General features: G+C 61.4%; 12 protein-coding genes and 1 pseudogene. 7 read left to right on the plus strand and 6 right to left on the minus strand.

What is annotated here, in order from left to right; genetic code table 11:
* A pseudogene (locus J4E53_RS02245) lies at window positions 1–287 on the minus strand (energy transducer TonB); the annotation flags it as partial.
* Between the two features lie 325 nt (window positions 288–612).
* The gene (locus J4E53_RS02250) at window positions 613–2,952 is read right to left on the minus strand and encodes a TonB-dependent receptor (protein ID WP_060742873.1); all 2,340 of its coding nucleotides are present in this window, start codon (window positions 2,950–2,952) and stop codon (window positions 613–615) included.
* Between the two features lie 155 nt (window positions 2,953–3,107).
* Here J4E53_RS02250 and J4E53_RS02255 point away from each other — a divergent pair, with 155 nt between their 5' ends.
* Together J4E53_RS02255 and J4E53_RS02260 are read left to right on the plus strand one after the other, a co-directional pair.
* On the plus strand, window positions 3,108–4,052 hold the full coding sequence (locus J4E53_RS02255) for a LysR family transcriptional regulator (protein ID WP_103307783.1): 945 nt from the start codon (window positions 3,108–3,110) through the stop codon (window positions 4,050–4,052).
* A gap of 190 nt (window positions 4,053–4,242) precedes the next feature.
* Window positions 4,243–5,850, plus strand: a complete 1,608-nt coding sequence (locus tag J4E53_RS02260; protein WP_103307784.1) for an alkaline phosphatase family protein — start codon at window positions 4,243–4,245, stop codon at window positions 5,848–5,850.
* A gap of 72 nt (window positions 5,851–5,922) precedes the next feature.
* On the opposite strand, the gene J4E53_RS02265 is transcribed toward J4E53_RS02260, so the two are convergent.
* Complete coding sequence (locus J4E53_RS02265) at window positions 5,923–6,828, minus strand: TauD/TfdA family dioxygenase (RefSeq protein WP_060742876.1); 906 nt, start codon at window positions 6,826–6,828, stop codon at window positions 5,923–5,925.
* 182 nt (window positions 6,829–7,010) lie between these two features.
* On the opposite strand from J4E53_RS02265, the gene J4E53_RS02270 reads away from it, so the two are divergent.
* Window positions 7,011–7,931, plus strand: a complete 921-nt coding sequence (locus J4E53_RS02270; protein ID WP_060742877.1) for a LysR family transcriptional regulator — start codon at window positions 7,011–7,013, stop codon at window positions 7,929–7,931.
* 116 nt (window positions 7,932–8,047) lie between these two features.
* On the opposite strand, the gene J4E53_RS02275 is transcribed toward J4E53_RS02270, so the two are convergent.
* Window positions 8,048–9,049 carry an ABC transporter substrate-binding protein gene (locus J4E53_RS02275; protein WP_060742878.1) on the minus strand — a complete coding sequence of 334 codons (1,002 nt, stop codon included), beginning with the start codon at window positions 9,047–9,049 and terminating at the stop codon, window positions 8,048–8,050.
* 288 nt (window positions 9,050–9,337) lie between these two features.
* Here J4E53_RS02275 and J4E53_RS02280 point away from each other — a divergent pair, with 288 nt between their 5' ends.
* From J4E53_RS02280 to J4E53_RS02290, 3 genes are read left to right on the plus strand one after another with little or no spacing between them, the layout of a single operon-like run.
* Window positions 9,338–10,930, plus strand: coding sequence for an ABC transporter permease (locus J4E53_RS02280; protein WP_103307786.1), 1,593 nt, complete (start codon window positions 9,338–9,340; stop codon window positions 10,928–10,930).
* Window positions 10,927–11,742: an ABC transporter ATP-binding protein gene (locus tag J4E53_RS02285; RefSeq protein ID WP_103307787.1), complete on the plus strand. Its 816-nt coding sequence runs from the start codon at window positions 10,927–10,929 to the stop codon at window positions 11,740–11,742. The genes J4E53_RS02280 and J4E53_RS02285 overlap by 4 nt, the downstream gene beginning before the upstream one ends.
* A 30-nt stretch (window positions 11,743–11,772) precedes the next feature.
* A complete protein-coding gene (locus tag J4E53_RS02290; protein ID WP_103307788.1) occupies window positions 11,773–13,383 on the plus strand; it encodes an arylsulfatase in 1,611 nt (536 codons plus the stop codon).
* 101 nt (window positions 13,384–13,484) lie between these two features.
* On the opposite strand, the gene J4E53_RS02295 is transcribed toward J4E53_RS02290, so the two are convergent.
* The gene (locus J4E53_RS02295) at window positions 13,485–14,111 is read right to left on the minus strand and encodes a hydrolase (RefSeq protein WP_060742882.1); all 627 of its coding nucleotides are present in this window, start codon (window positions 14,109–14,111) and stop codon (window positions 13,485–13,487) included.
* 230 nt (window positions 14,112–14,341) lie between these two features.
* Here J4E53_RS02295 and J4E53_RS02300 point away from each other — a divergent pair, with 230 nt between their 5' ends.
* Window positions 14,342–15,238, plus strand: a complete 897-nt coding sequence (locus tag J4E53_RS02300) for a LysR family transcriptional regulator (RefSeq protein ID WP_060742883.1) — start codon at window positions 14,342–14,344, stop codon at window positions 15,236–15,238.
* Window positions 15,239–15,520: 282 nt separating this feature from the next.
* On the opposite strand, the gene J4E53_RS02305 is transcribed toward J4E53_RS02300, so the two are convergent.
* Window positions 15,521–16,303 carry an EAL domain-containing protein gene (locus J4E53_RS02305; RefSeq protein WP_103307789.1) on the minus strand — a complete coding sequence of 261 codons (783 nt, stop codon included), beginning with the start codon at window positions 16,301–16,303 and terminating at the stop codon, window positions 15,521–15,523.
* Between the last annotated feature and the right edge of the window lie 75 nt (window positions 16,304–16,378).

Below are 16,378 nucleotides of genomic sequence, written 5' to 3' on the forward strand. Positions count from 1 at the left end.
GCGGGCTGGGAAAATTCGATGGTCATCGGTGGGATTTCCGGCGGCACAATCGGCAGCACCGGGGTGGGCTTCTGACTCACCCAATAAATCACCGCACCGTGCAGGGCCAATACCAGCAACCCCAGCAGAATCCCTTCGCGCCGACTCGAAAAGCGCTTGGGGGAACGCTGCAAGCGCAGCTGCCCCAACGGCGCACGGTGCGGCCGGCCAAGGTCGACCAACTCACCACCCGGTGCCTGGCGCCATTGCGCCTCGTGTGCACTGGCGGCGGCCTGGACATTGCCCATTGATTCACTCCCTACGGTTTTTGAAACAGAAATCGACAGGCCTGCATGGAAGGCCGTCGAGGGCTAAATGATCGGGGCTAGACGCTTATCCCTTAAAGTAATCTTTGAAGTTATAAATAGATCAAAAATGAATAATTGAAATTCACGCATACGCTAAAGCCGCGGCCCGCGTGGCCTGGCGCCATAACAAGGTTTTTCGATGCTTTTTCAGGCATGCAAAATATTCATTAAAGGCATGGCTTGGCAGGACGGTTCGCGGCAAGGCGACGGCGCTGACGATGCTGCGGGTGACGCGGGTGTTGAACCCGGCCACCTATCCCATGGGCTAGAAGTCATAGCGTCCGGTCACCCCTAGCGTGCGCGGGCTCCCCAGCAGGCCTTCGTAGCCGCCGTTACCGCCGGTCCACAGGGTGGTGTAATAGGTTTTGTCGAAGGCGTTTTTCAGCCACAGCGACACGTCCCACTGCCCCTGCTCATAGTTGCCGCGCAAACCGGTGGACAGGTTGACCACGGCGTAGGCAGGAATCTGTCCGTAGTCGGAATCCTCCACCGTGCCCACGGCCTTGGAGCGGAAGGCATAGCTGCCGGTGACGTAGGGTTCGAAACCGTTATCCAGGTTCCACTTGTACTCGCCGTTGGCATTGGCGATCCACTTCGACGCCCCCACCACTTGGTGCCCGCTCAGGTCGCAGGAAGCCGGCGCCCCTGGGCGCAGACTGACTTCCGGTGGGCACGGCGCGTCCTTGTAGCTCAGGTAACGCACATCGTTGAACGAGCCGTTGAGGTTCAGCGTCAGGCCCTTGATCGGCAGCCAGGTACTTTCCACTTCCACACCGCGCGAGCGCACGGAACCTGCGTTGGTCAGGTACTGCACACGATTGTCCGGATCATAGGCGTTGGTCTGGTAACCGTTGACCTGGGTCCAGAACAGGTTGGCATTGAGCTGCAGGCGCCGGTCCCACAATGTGCTTTTGAAACCCAGCTCGGCGTTGTTGGCGCGCTCGGTGCCGACCAGCAGCGAGTCCGCCCCGGCAGTCGGGGCGGAGCCGACCACGAGGTTGACCCCACCGGACTTCTCGCCGTGGGACAAGGTCGCGTAGCCCAGCAGGTTGTCGTTCAAGCGGTAGCTCAAGTTGAGCAAGCCCGAAGGGCTGGCGCTGTATTGCGTGAGGTCGCCGGAGTCATAGGCGCCGGTGCGGTTACGTCGAGCCGTCGCGGCAGCCCCCGTGACGGCCGCACCGCCCACTGGGCTGTTACGCGTCACCCAGGCGCTTTTTTCTTCATAAGTACCGCGCAAGCCTGCGGTGAAATCCAGGCGTTCGGTAAGGTGCCAGGTGCCTTGGGCGAACAGGGCGAAACTGTCGGTGCGGATGTGCCCGTTACCCACGGTGCTGACGTTGGCCAATGCGCCTGCAGGCGTGCCGTTCCAGATATCCGCCTGGGGTCCGTAGGAGACGAAGGATTTGTTGTCCAGCGAGTTGCCGAAGTAGTAGGCACCCAGCACGTAGTCGAAGAAGCCACCGGTGGGCGATGCCAGGCGAAATTCCTGGGACCACTGCTTGTCTTCCACCGACACGCCGCCGTTATACGATGCCGGCACGTTAAGGCCGTCATCGTTGCGCGGGGTGAAATTCCAGAAGCGATAGGAACTGACCGAAGTCAGGGTGAAATCGCTGGGCAACGTCCAGTTGGCTTCCAGGGAGGTGCCGCCCTGGAACACGGTGACGTGCTGGTCGCTGTCCAGGTTGACCTTGCGATGGGTGCCGTCGACCAGGGTTGCCCCCGCAGCGGCCGCCCGCGACTGGTAGAGGTTGGTGCCATTGATGGTCGGCCCGGTGCTGTACAGCACGCGAGTCCCGGCGCTGGAGTCCTCTTCGTTGTAGTCGCCGATCCAGCGCAGGTTGAACGCTTCGTTGGGCTTGTACAGCAGTTGCCCGCGAAAGCCCTGGCGCGAGCCGCCGTTGAGGTCATGGCCGTCGTATTCGTTCTTGATGTCGCCGTCGCTGCGCGTGCGATAGGCCGAGAAACGCCCCGCCAGTTCATCGGTCAGCGGGCCGGAGATCGTGCCCTTAGTCTGGAAGTAACCGTCCTCGCCCAGCGACGTTTCGATGCTGCGCTCCGGAGTGAAACTCGGCGCACGGGTGCTGATATTGATCACGCCGGCCGTGGTGTTCTTGCCGAACAACGTGCCCTGGGGGCCACGCAGCACCTCGAGCTGTTCGATGTCCATGAGGTCGAACACCGCCATCCCCGGCCGGCCAAGGTACACGTTGTCGATATACAAGCCCACGCTGCCTTCCAGGCCGTCGCTGGCCGGGTTGTTGCCCAGGCCGCGAATCGACACGCTGGACTGCCGCGCGTGCATGTAGGCCACGTTGACACTGGGCACCAGTTGCTGCAAATCCTGAATCCGATAGACCCGCTGGCTTTCCAGGGCCTGGCCGCCGATCACACTCATCGGCGTGGGCACCTCCTGGGCGCTTTCCGTCCGCCGCCGGGCGGTCACCGTGACGGTTTCCAGTTGGCCGCTGGCGCTTTCACCCGAGGGTGCCGGTTCGGCCGCGTGGCTGGGTGTCCAACTGGCACTGCCGGCCAGCAACATGGCCAGGGGCAGGCGTTTGAGCTTCCAGGGAGAGCAAGGTACAGCGGGCTTCAACAGACTCATAAGCGGCTCCGGAACCCGGAAATATCCATCATCAGATATTCCATAAGGTTATTTATTTATGTTTTTACGAACATTTACTGCATAAGAGATAGCCTTTATAAGGAGTCGACCTAATGCATAGCCAATGCATTTCCCCGATATTTTTGATGTGAAAAATGCATATCGATCTGCGCCAACTCCGCCACTTCATCGCCCTTGCCGAACAACGCAGTTTTGTCGCTGCGGCATTGACGGTGAACCTGTCGCAGTCGGCGTTCAGTCGCAGCATCCAGGCCCTGGAGCACAGCGCCGGATGCCAACTGGTGGATCGCGGCCGCAAAGACCTGGCGCCCACCAAACAAGGCCAGGTAATGCTCGAACATGCCCGGCGGCTGGTCAGTGGCGCGCAGCAACTGGCCAACGAGATCAGCCAATTCAATGGTCTGGAAGCCGGCGAATTGCGCTTCGGTTGCGGTCCGGCGCCGGCGGCGGGGTTGATACCACGGGCCATTGGCAGTTTTATCGGGCGCTACCCCAAGGCCCGCGTGCAGTTCCAGGTGGATGACTGGCAAAGCCTGGGCAAGCGCCTGCTCAGCGAAGAATTCGAATTCTTCGTCGCCGACACCCGCCACTTTGAAGCCCACCCGGACTACCACACCTACCGCTTGCGGCCGCGCAAGTGGTATTTCTGCTGCCGCGCCGGCCACCCGCTGGCACAGCAACCCAGCGTGACGGCCGCGCAACTGATGAGTTACCCACTGGCCGTGACCATCCGCCCGCCGAACCTGCGCAAGGTCATCGTCGACCTCAGTGGGCGGCCCGATTACCTGCCCAACGTCGAATGCGAGAACGGCTACAGCCTGATGGGCGTGGTGCTGCGTTCCGACGCCATCGGCATCGTCAGCGCCAACAGTGATGTGCTGCACATGGCTCGCGGCGATTTGGTGTGCCTGACGATCGATGGCCTGGCCGAAGACCTGGAGGAGCGCTACACCCGCTACGGTATCGTCAGCCGTGCGGGGTATCGCTTGTCGCCGTTGGCGGAGGCGATGATCGAGCAGATCAAGCAGATCGATGAGCTGGATAAGGAGGTGTGCGCACTGGAGAACCTCGCTGTGTGAACCGGCGCTTTCGCGAGCAAGCTCGCTCCCACATTTGGAATGCGTACAAATGTGGGAGCGAGCTTGCTCGCGAAAGCGCCGGCAGCAACACCGATGCATTGACTGCATCAAACCCAGTCCCCAAATGCACTTGCCAGCCCACCCTCCGAACGGCGAAAAACCTCACCTCTCCTCCGCTTGGTGAAGCCCTATGCCTGCCCCCCAAACCGTCCGCAACGTGCTGTACATCATGTGCGACCAACTGCGCCGCGATTACCTGTCGTGCTACGGTCACGCCCATCTGCATACACCGAACATCGACCGCCTGGCCGCCACTGGTGTGCGTTTCAGCCGCGCCTATACCCAGGGCACCATCTGCGGCCCCTCGCGCATGTCGGCCTATACCGGGCGCTACGTCAGCAGCCATCAGGTGGCGTGGAACGCGGTGCCGTTGCCCCTGGAAGAACTGACCATCGGCGACTACCTGCGCCCCCACGGCATCCGCACGGCGCTGGTGGGCAAGACCCACGCCACGCCCAACCTGGAGGCCTTGCAGCGGCTGAATATCGACCCCGACAGCGTGCAGGCCGAGCCGCTGAATGAAGTCGGTTTCGACGCCTACTTTCGTCACGATGGCATCTACCCCGACAGCCCGCTGTTCGACGACAAACGCGAGTCCGCGCCCTATACCCATTACCTGCGCGAGCAGGGCTACAGCGGCACCAACCCGTGGCACGAATGGGCGAACGCGGCAGAAGGTGAAAACGGCGAGGTGCTCAGCGGCTGGCACATGCGCAACGCCGGGCGACCCGCGCGAGTCGCCGAGCAGCACTCGGAAACCGTCTACACCACCGACCGCGCCATCGACTTTATCCACGAACAAGCCGAGCGACCGTGGTGCCTGCACCTGTCCTACATCAAGCCGCACTGGCCCTACATCGCCCCGGCGCCCTATCACGCGTTGTACGGCGCCGAGCATATCCAGGCGCCCATACAGCCTGGACAAACCAGCGATCACCCGGTGTATCAAGCGTTCCGCCAGCATCAGGAGAGCCTGAACTTTTCCCGTGACGAGGTGCGGCTCACGGTGATTCCCACCTACATGGGGCTGATCAAACAGATCGACGATCAACTCGGGCGCTTGTTCGATTTTCTGCAAAGCAATGGCCGCTGGGACGACACGTTGATCGTGTTCACCAGCGACCATGGCGACTTTCTCGGCGACCACTTCCTGGGCGAGAAAGAATTTTTGCTGGAGCCTGCGGTGGGCGTGCCGCTGATCGTGCGTGACCCGCGGGCCGCTGCCGATATCAGCCGTGGCACGGTGGACGCACGCCTGGTCGAAACCATCGACGCCCTGCCGACTTTCCTCGACGCCTTGGGCCTGCCCGCTGCCGACCACCGCCTGGAAGGCCGTTCGCTGATCCCGCTGCTGCACGCTCAAGACATCACTTGGCGCCGCTACGCCATCGCCGAATACGACTACGCCTTCCAGGCCCCGGCCCGCGAGCGCCTGGCACAACCCATCGACCGTTGCCGCATGACCATGGTGCGCAGCGAACGCTGGAAGTACTTGGCCTATGACGGCTTTCGTCCGCAGCTGTTCGACCTGGAAAACGACCCGCAGGAACTGCACGACCTGGGCAGCGACCCGGCCTATGCCGAGGTCCGCGAAACCCATCTGGGGTATCTGTTCGAGTGGCTGCGCGGGCTGAAGCGGCGCACCACCATCAGCCACACAGAGATCGATCTGCGTGGCCAACGGTTTCGTTATGGTGAGCCGGAGGCGGAAAAAGTGGTGCAAATCGGCGTTTGGTAAACGACGCGAATCAATGGGGTGAGACTCCTGTGGCGAAGGCCACATTGCCCACACAGTCGAGTCTGCGCCGGCTTAGAGACCCTTGGTGGTCTTGCTCGACTGCCCTTGCACGCCCACCGGCACATCGCCCTTGAGGGTGACCCGGCGCACGATACGCTCCTGGGTACCGTAGTCGTCCACGGCGTAATGTTGAGTGGCGCGGTTGTCCCAGATCGCCACGTCACCGCTCCTCCAGCGCCAGCGCACGGTGTTTTCCAGACGCGTGACGTGGCTTTGCAACAGGTTGAACAGTTGGGTCGAATCCGCCTGCGAATACCCTTTGAGGCGTTTGACGAAATGCCCCAGCAACAGGGTTTTCTCGCCGCTGACCGGGTGCACGCGCACCACCGGGTGTTCGGTTTCGTACACCGTAGACGTGAACACCTTGCGGTATTCCTCGAGCCGCTCTACTGACACATCCGGCTTGATCGCGGCGTAGTCGTATTCGTTGCTGTGCACCGCCCACAGGGTATCGGCCAATGCGCGCAACTCCGCGCTGAGGTCGTTATAGGCACTGGAGGTGTTGGCCCACACGGTGTCACCACCGGACTTGGGCGCCAGCACCGAACGCAGCACCGAGGCTTTTGGGTAGGCGTCGACGAAGGTCACGTCGGTGTGCCAGGAATTGGCGCGCTGGCCGCGCGTACCGTCCAGTTCCATCAGGAACCGCGTACCGTCGCGTACCGGCACCGTCGGGTGGGCAATAGGCTCGCCGAGCAGATGGGCGAAGGCTTCCTGGCTCTGGTCATCGAGGTGGGTCTGGTCGCGGAAGAAGATCACCTTGTGCTGCACCAGCGCCTGCTGGATGGCTTCGACGGTGGCGGCATCCAAGTCACCGGACAATCTGATGCCCCGGATCTCGGCACCGATGCGGCCAGCGACCGGGTGAATGTCCAGTGCCTGGGCAATGGGTTGAACAGCTAATGCGGCGTTGCTCATTGTGGTGACCCTCATGTGCCTGCTGATGGTGGGAACGTTTCCCGGCAACGCTCTATCAATATGCAATTTTGATCTAGCAAATTAACGGATGCATCGTTGACGGAATAAGAGCTTGCATTTAAAACCTCTGCTCCCTTGGTCGCAAATGCCTTCGACCTATTTTTAAAATGCAGGGAAAGCATATGGATCTTCGCCAACTGCGCTATTTCATCGCCCTTAACGAACACCGCAGTTTCGTACGCGCGGCCGACGCCATGGGCATCACCCAGCCAGCGTTCAGCCGCAGTATCCAGGGGCTGGAACAGGAATTCGGCTGCGTACTGGTGGACCGTGGTCACAAGGATCTGCGCCCTACTCCCGAGGGGCAGGTGGTGCTACAACACGCACTGACCCTGGTGCATGGCGCAGCCTTGCTCAGCAGTGAAGTGACACGCATGACCAAGCTCGACGCCGGCGACCTGCGCTTCGGCTGTGGCCCGGCACCCGCCGTGAAGCTGGTGCCCGACGCCGTGGCGCGCTTTATCACCGCCCACCCGAAAATCCGCACTGGTTTCCAGGTGGATAACTGGGAAAAACTCAGCCGCGCCCTGAGCCGCGAAGAGATCGAATTTTTTATCGCCGACATTCGTCAGTTCGAAACCGACCCGAATTTCCAGACCCGCGCGCTGACGCCCAAGCGTGGGGTGTTCTTCTGCCGGCCTGGGCACCCGCTGTTGGCCAAGGACAGCCTGTCGACCAACGACATGTTCGATTACCCACTGGCGGCGCCGCTGATCTCCCAGGGCATTCGCAAACTGCTGGCGAACCTCAGCGGGCGCATGGATTTCTCACCGAGCATCCAGACCGAACATTTCCCGGCGCTGGTCAAGATCGTGCTGCAGTCCAATGCCATCGGCGTGGGCACCGAGGAAGCCTTCGCCGACGACATCGCCCAAGGCACGCTGGTGCTGCTGCACTGGCGCAACCTGCCACAGAACATGGACACCCTGAGCGCCCGCTGCGGCATCGTCAGCCGCACCGGTTCACGCTTGTCGCCAGCGGCGAAGGCGATGATCGAGACGTTGCTGGAGGTGGATCAGCAGGCCATCGGCGTGGCGGTCTGACCGGCCTCTTCGCGAGCCAGCTCGCTCCCACCTCCGACCGCGTTTCGTCAGGATGAATGTAGTCGAATGTGGGAGCGAGCTGGCTCGCGAAAGCGACACCCCGGACACCACCAGACTCAGAGCCCTGCCGAGGCCAGGTTCGGCGCCACCCAATCACTCACCTGGAACGGCCTGCGAATCAGCTTTTCCTTCGACGCCAGGTCGACCGCCCCCTGTAATTTGCCCAGGAACACCGGGTCCAGGGTCGACGGGAAGATCTCGCTGAGGGTCTGGTCTTTCAAGTCATTGGTCAGGATCAGCGGTGGGTAACTGGCCCGCCCCGACACCAGTTGGATGTAGGCCTGCTTGTTGTTGTCATCGGTCAGCCATTGCACCGCTTGCTGCTGGGCCTTGAGCAGCTTGGCCACCGCGTCGGGGTGCTCGTCGACGAACTGTTTGCTGCCCACCAGCACCGCCTGCACGCTGCCGGCGCCACCGAGGTCCTTGGTGGTCAACGCTATTTCCGCCAGCCCCTTGGCTTGCAATGCGGTCAAGTTCGAGCCGCCCCAGGTGGCGTCAATCTGCTTGGCGGCCAAGGCGGCACCGGCTGCGTTGTAATCCAGGTTGATGATTTTCAGATCCTTTTCACTCAAGCCCTGACTGGCCAACGCGGCGTCGAACGACAACTGGCTGGCCGTGCCGCGAAACACTGCGACACGCTTGCCCTTGAGGTCCTGCAAGGTCTTGATACCCGAGCCCGGCACCACGCCGAGGTACTGCTTGATGTCCCGTGCGGTGGCACTGAGCAGACGGGTATCCAGGCCATTGGAGCGACCGATGATCGCGGCCAGATCGCCCAGGTAGGCCAGGTCCACCTGGCCATTGGCGAAGGCTTCGTTGATCACCGGGCCCGCGCCCTTGAAGTAATTCCACTGAATCTTGATGCCCTGGTCGGCAAAGGCTTTCTCGAAGATCTGCTGCTCGCGCAACACATCCGTTATGCCACCGCCACTGTGCTGGCTGCCGGCACTGAGGTCGGGCACGGCAATGCGGATTTCCTTGAGTTCGGCAGCATGCACCAGCCCGGCCAACGCAGTGCCCGCGAACAGAGTGATCAGACGTTTAAAAGGCAATTTCATAAGCGCAGCTCCTTGTGGGCGAGGGTCGCCTGGGGAGCTGAAAGTAGGCACACGCAGAGCAAAACTTTAAATACTATAAATTCACACTTTAATAGCTTTTAGATCTATGCAAGTTAAAACGCTGGCCCCAGAGGACTATGCATGAACAGCATCGAAAATATTCTTCGAATGCATTGGATGCGTGCAGGGCAGAGGCTTTAAATGATTTTTCTTATCCCTCAATCATCTTGATTGCATTTTTATAAGATCAAAATCACATAACGCCATTGGCGACAACGGAGGTCTTCCATGGCCCGAATCTCACTTTTGAGCCTACCGCTCGCGGCCCCCAGCGCCAAGCCGCACTGGCCGGTAATCAATGAACGCCTGCTGCCATGGCTGCTGCCTTTGGCGCTTTTCGCGCTGTGGTGGCTGGGCAGCCGCCATCACTGGATGAGCGAACAGATTCTGCCACCGCCGTCGCTGGTATGGAGCAGCGCGGTGGAACTGGCCGGCGGCGAGCTGTGGAGCCATCTGGCAATCAGCTTGCAACGCCTGTTCTGGGGGCTGCTGGCGGGCATTGGCAGTGGGGCGTTGCTGGGGGCACTACTCGGCTTCAGTGCGCGCGCCGAGCGCCTGGTGTTTCCGACGTTCAGCGCGTTGTCGCAAGTGCCGACGCTGGCCTGGATCCCGTTGTTCATGGTGTTTTTCGGCATCGGCGAGACCCTGAAACTGGTGGTGCTGGTGAAGGCGATCGTGGTGCCCGTGACCCTGCATACCCTGGTGGGCGTACGCGACGCCCAGCCCCATTTACGTGAAGCCGCCCGCGTACTGCGCCTGCCCACCCACCTGTTGATCCGCCGCCTGATCCTGCCCGCCGCACTGCCGGCATTCATGGCCGGCGTACGCCTGGCCCTGGCGGCCGGCTGGACCTCATTGCTGGCGGTGGAGTTGCTGGCCTCCAGCGAAGGCATCGGCTACCTGATGGTCTGGGCGCGCCAACTGTTCATGCTCGATATCGTCTTCGTGTGCATCGTGATCATCGGCGTACTCGGCGTGGTGATGGATCGCGGCATTGGCTGGCTGGACCACAAATGGGTGCACTGGCCGCACCCGGCCACCGCGCAGATTCGACGCGGCCCGCGCTATCAAGGCTGGCAGCGCCTGCAACCGTGGCTGCTGCCCCTGCTGCTGTTGAGTCTGTGGCAGGTGGCGACGCAACAGGCTTGGGTAGACGCAAACATTCTGGTCAGCCCCTGGCTCGTGCTGCACACCACCGTCGCCGGCGCACTGGACGGCAGCCTGAGCGGCGCCTTGGGCACAAGCCTGAAACGCACCCTGGGCGGGTTGCTGCTCGGCGGCGGCCTGGGCTTTGCCATGGGCCTGTGGCTTGGGCTGTCGCGGCGCAGCGAACGGGTGCTGGGACCGACCCTGGCAGCCCTGCGTCAGATCGCGATTTTCGCCTGGGTACCGCTGCTCACCGCCTGGTTTGGTCTGGGTGAATTGGCCAAGTGGGTGTTCATCGCCCTCGCGGCGTTTTTCCCGCTGCTCATCGCCACCCAACGCAGCGTGCTGAACCTCTCGCCACAGCTCAGCGAGGCCGCTCAAGTGCTGCGCCTGAGCCTGCCCCAGCGGCTGCGCCGTCTGATCTTGCCAGGCGCTGCCGCGGGGATTTTCGCCGGCCTGCGCCTGAGCCTGATCTACGCCTGGCTAGGCACCATCGGTGCGGAATATTTCATGCCGTCCAACGGCGGTATCGGCAGCCTGATGATCGGCGCCCAACAACTGCTGCGCATGGACCTGATCATGAGCGGCATGCTCCTGGTCGGCCTCACCGGCGCAGCCCTCAACTTGATCGGCCAACGCATCGAAACCCGTGCTACCCGCTGGAGACACGCATGAACGCACCGATTGTCAGCTTCAACCATGTGGGCAAGTCCTTCGATGTCGACGGCTTCGAGTTGGAGGCCATTCGTGAATTCAACCTGGACATTGCCGAAGGCGAATTCGTCGCGATCGTCGGCTCCAGCGGCTGCGGCAAATCCACCCTGTTGCGCCTGCTGGTGGGGCTCGACACCCAGTTTAGCGGCGAGATTCGCGTCGACGGCCAAACGGTCAGTGGCATCGGTGGCGAGCGCGGCATCGTGTTCCAGGAGCACCGTTTGTTTCCTTGGCTGACCGTCGCGGAGAATATCGACCTGGGGCTGGTCAACGAGCCCATCGGCCAGGCTGAACGTAACCGGCGTATCAGCGATTTTATCGAGCTGGTGGGCCTCAGCGACTTCACCCGTGCCTATCCTCACCAGTTATCCGGCGGCATGGCGCAACGGGTGGCGATTGCCCGGGGCCTGGTGGCCAGCCCGCGCATCCTGCTGCTGGACGAACCCTTCGGTGCCCTCGACGCCCTGACCCGCCAACAGATGCAGGACGAACTCCTGGCGATTCGTGACCGCGCCAAGATCACTACAGTGCTGGTGACCCACGATGTGGAAGAAGCGATTTTTCTCGCCGACCGCGTGGTGGTGATGGAGCCGAGGCCTGGGCGAATCAAGCAAGTCGTCGACGTTGCCCTGCCCCATCCACGCCAACGCAGCAGCTTCGAATTCCACCAGTTGCGTGAAGAGCTGCTGCACGAGTTGACCAGCGATGACCATTACCAGCCGCCGGTGCGCGAACAGATCCGCGACCTGCCCCTGGCCTTTATCGCCTGCTAAAAAGACTGCCTGCCAACGAGGAGCACCTTGATGCCGCAACGTCCCAATTTTCTAGTGATCCTGGCCGATGACATGGGTTTCTCCGACCTGGGTGCGTTTGGTGGGGAAATTGCCACGCCGCACCTGGACGCCCTGGCGCTGAATGGCCTGCGTTTGACCGATTTCCACACCGCGCCCACCTGTTCGCCAACGCGCTCGATGCTGCTCACCGGCACCGACCACCATATCGCCGGCATCGGCACTATGGCCGAGGCCCTCACCCCCGAGCTGATCGGCAAGCCCGGCTACGAAGGCTACCTGAACGATAAGGTGGTGGCGCTTCCAGAGCTGCTGCGCGAAGCCGGTTACCAGACGCTGATGAGCGGCAAATGGCACCTGGGCCTGACCGCCGAACTGGCGCCTCACGCTCGTGGTTTCGAGCGTTCGTTCTCGTTGTTGCCAGGGGCGGCCAACCACTACGGTTTCGAACCGACCTATGACGAGCACACGCCGGGCCTGCTCAAATCCACGCCGGCGCTGTATATCGAGGACGATACCTTCGTCGAGCAACTGCCCAAGGACTTCTATTCCTCCGATGCCTTTGGCGACAAGCTATTGCAGTACCTCAAGGAGCGCGACCAGGCCCGGCCATTCTTTGCCTACCTGCCGTTTTCCGCACCGCATTGGCCGTTACAGGCACCCGCCGACATCGTTGAAAAATACCGTGGCCGCTACGACGCCGGCCCCGAAGTATTGCGCCTGGAGCGCCTGGCAAAACTCAAGGCCCTGGGGTTGATCGATGCCGATGTCGAGCCCCACCCGCTGATCGAATTGAACACCCAGTGGGCCGCCCTGACCGACGAGCAGCGCCAGGTGTCGGCCCGTGCCATGGAAGTGTATGCGGCGATGGTCGAGCGCATGGACTGGAACATCGGTCGGGTGGTGGAGTACCTGCGCCAGCAAGGGCAATTGGACAATACGTTCATTGTGTTCATGTCCGACAACGGTGCCGAAGGTGCGCTGCTGGAGGCCTTCCCCAAGTTCGGGCCGCAGTTGCTGACCTACCTCAACCAGCATTACGACAACAGCCTGGACAACATCGGCCGCGCCAACTCCTACGTCTGGTACGGGCCGTCGTGGGCCCAGGTGGCAACGGCGCCGTCGCGCTTGTTCAAGGCATTTACCACCGAGGGTGGGATTCGTGTGCCGGCGCTGGTGCATTACCCCCAGCTGTCGCTCAAGGGGCGCATCAGCCATGGGTTCGGCACAGTGATGGACATTACACCGACCATTCTGGACCTGGCCGGCGTACGCCATCCCGGCACACAGTGGCGCGGCAATCCCGTGGCGTCATTGCGCGGCAAATCGTGGCTGGGCTTCCTGTCGGGCGAGACCTGCGAGGTGCACGACGAACACACGGTCACCGGCTGGGAGCTGTTTGGCCGCCGCGCGATTCGCCAGGGCCAGTGGAAAGCCGTGTACATCCCCGGTCCCGTGGGACCGGCGACCTGGCAGCTGTATGATTTGGGCCAGGACCCGGGCGAGATCCATGACCTGGCGCTGAGTCAGCCAGACAGACTGGCCACTTTGATTGGCCATTGGCAGCAGTACGTCGACGAAACTGGCGTGGTGCTCAGCGCATCGCCATTTCAGCCGGATTGAATGTCCAACCTAAAAAACTCTACGCGGTCTGAAGGTGGCGGCTTTCGCAAGCCCCACCCCCATCCCATCTGCAGCGTTGTGAGTTGTGCCAGGGGCGCCTGCTAGAGCGCCTTCTCGGCGTTAAAACCGTCGAAGTTTTCGAAGACCCCCATAAAGCCCGGGACAGTCGACTCCCGTGCCCAGTCGCGCTGGAGCTCGCAGTACATCTGCACACGGCTGATGAGTTTCGCGCCCGCCTGTTCGATTCGACGAAGAGCGGCCTCGTGCGCGGCGACTGACGTGCCCCCGACCGCATCGACCGGCACATACACCTCATAGCCTTCCTGGATCGCGTCCAGTACTGGGAACGTCAGGCAGGCTTCGGTCCAGAGCGCGGTCATGATGAGCTTGCGACGGCCGATGCCCTTGACCGCCTGCTTGAACTCAGTGTCCTCCCAGCTATTGATCGAGGTGCGGTCATAAGTCGGCAGATGGCCGAGCACGTCCTGCAACGCTTGGATCGGCGGTTTGTTGCGACCGGTCGCGACGTTGACCGTCGAATGAATGACAGGAAGGTTGTAGTTGACGGCCGCCTTGGCAACGCTCGTGATGTTGAACACGAGCTCGTCACGGGGCATCGAGCGAATCGAGGAGACCTGGATCGGCTGATAATCGATGATGATCAGCGCGCAATTCTCAGGCGATAAGAGGTGGTCGGTATGGGGGTTGCGAATAGTCTCGCTTGTCATTGTCTGGTCCTGTTCTCAGTTGTAATACACGGTGCCAGAGAGCCAGCGCGCACTTGGATAGACGGGCATGGCCCTGACGAAGTGTCTACTGATGTTGTCAGTGGATTTGGGTTTCCAGGCAACCTGCGCCACTGGCGACATTGCCCGGAAGCAAGGATTATGCTGTTCCCATTTTCGACGCAGTAGTCGCAACACGAGGCTAGCTGTGTCGCACAAAGAGGAACGCTGACTTGGATATAGAAGAGCTGCAAACATTCGTGGAAGTGGCTGACGCAGGGGGCGTTTCGCCTGCGGCGCTCCGCCTTGGGGTATCCAAGTCGATCGTCAGCCGCAGGCTCGCCCGGCTTGAGGCGGAACTTGGCATCCAGTTGCTCGCACGAACCACCCGCGGGGCCGCCCTCACTGAAGCCGGGGCCACGTTCCGAGATTACGCGGCCAGGGTCTGCGCCGAAATCGAGGCAGCCAGAGAAACGATCCTGCCGACAGGCGCCCTTCGTGGTCGCTTACGCGTCGCGGCGCCGCTGTCTTTTGGCCCTACCCATTTCGCGCCCATGCTCGCGCAAATGGCACACCGTCACCCCGAGCTTCATATCCAGACCTGTTACAGCGATCGCTTCGTTGATCTCATTGCCGAGGGGTTCGATTGTGCGATACGCGTCGGGTACCTCCCCGATTCCAATTTGATCGCGAGGAAAATCGGCCCGATCTACACGAAGCTCGTCGCGAGCCCAGGCTACATAAAAGCCCATGGGGCACCAGAGACACCGGACGAGCTCATGGCCCATGAGGCTCTCCTGCAGGGTACCGAAGCGTGGCAATTCATGGAGGGTGACAAGGTCATCACGGTGCGTCCGCAGGGCCGCTTCAAGGCGGACAACGGCATTGCGCTCGTGGCGGCCGCAACCGCGGGACTCGGCATCGCGTACCTGCCGGATTGCCTGACTTATGAACATGTGAACTCAGGGGCGCTCGTGCCGATCATGACCCGGTATCCACCACCCCCGGCAGGTGTATACGTGGTCCGTCCGCCAGGCCAGCATCCGGCACGGAAGATACGGATGCTCACAGAGCTGCTGATCGAGTCATTCGGACAGTCTCCGCACTTCGCGGGGCCTGCTCGTATTTGATCGCAGCGAAGATCACCGCTGGCCGGCCACTTCGTGACTCAAGCGATTGAGGGCTACTAGTCGCCTGCCTCCGCTGACAGCCCTGAACTCAATGGCCTACGGCGGGAGGTGATGCCAACCTGCCTGTACATTTTTTGAGCGCCCGTTCAAACCCCCTGCCCACTTGGCATCAGCGCGGTTATCCACAGACATACTCACGGATTTCTTGGATAACTGCATGGGATCGTGAAGCACGCCTGCCGTAGCGAACCTATGGATTCGAGCCCGCCTTTACCGCACACTTTACTGCACACCGTCATCGAAGCATCCAGCCGGCAGATGACCGACCGCGGGCCTTGCATACAAATATCCCTGCATCAGTTCGATACCCATGCCTAGCAGCGTCGAGCTTTCTTCACGGGTCTCGACACCTTCGGCGATGACCAGGATATCCAAGCGCCTGGCGACCAGGATGATGCCTTCGACGATCGCTTGTTTGACCGAGTCCCGATCAATGTTTCGGGTCAGTGCCATGTCAATCTTCAGCACCTGCGGCTGGAACATGGCCAGCAGGTTAAGGCCCGAATAGCCCGCGCCAAAATCGTCGACGGCGGTAATGAAACCCTGGCGCTCGTACTCCATGAAAATCGATTTGAGGTGCTCAGGGTCTACCACCTTCTCGCCTTCGGTCACTTCGAACATGAGCCTTTCTGGCGGGAAATGGGTCAGGCGCGCCGCTTCCAGGGTGGCCCGGATACACGTCTCTGGCCGGTATACGGCGTTGGGCAGGAAATTGATGCTCAGCAAGCAATCGGGAATGTCCAGCAGCCCCAGCCTTGCGGCTTCTTCGATGGCCTTCACCCGGCAAGCCTGGTCGAATCGGTAGCGGTTGCTGTCGTTCACGAGCCCCAGGATGTAGCCAGCCGATTCGCCATTGATGCCTCTGACCAACGCCTCATAAGCAAACGCAGCGTGTGTCCGGACGTTGAAAATAGGCTGGAAGGCCATGGTGAAATCAAACCCCAACGCCTCATGGTTGCGGCATTCGGCGCAGCCGAGCGATTGGAATGGAGGGCGTTTCGTCATGATCAATATTCCGTGGCGGTCGTGATACTTCCCTGCGGATACAAGGAACTGTAGCCGACACCACCTGAATCGGCG

This window comes from Pseudomonas sp. FW305-28, from assembly GCF_017351395.1.
GTDB classification, from domain to species: domain Bacteria; phylum Pseudomonadota; class Gammaproteobacteria; order Pseudomonadales; family Pseudomonadaceae; genus Aquipseudomonas; species Aquipseudomonas fluorescens_AA.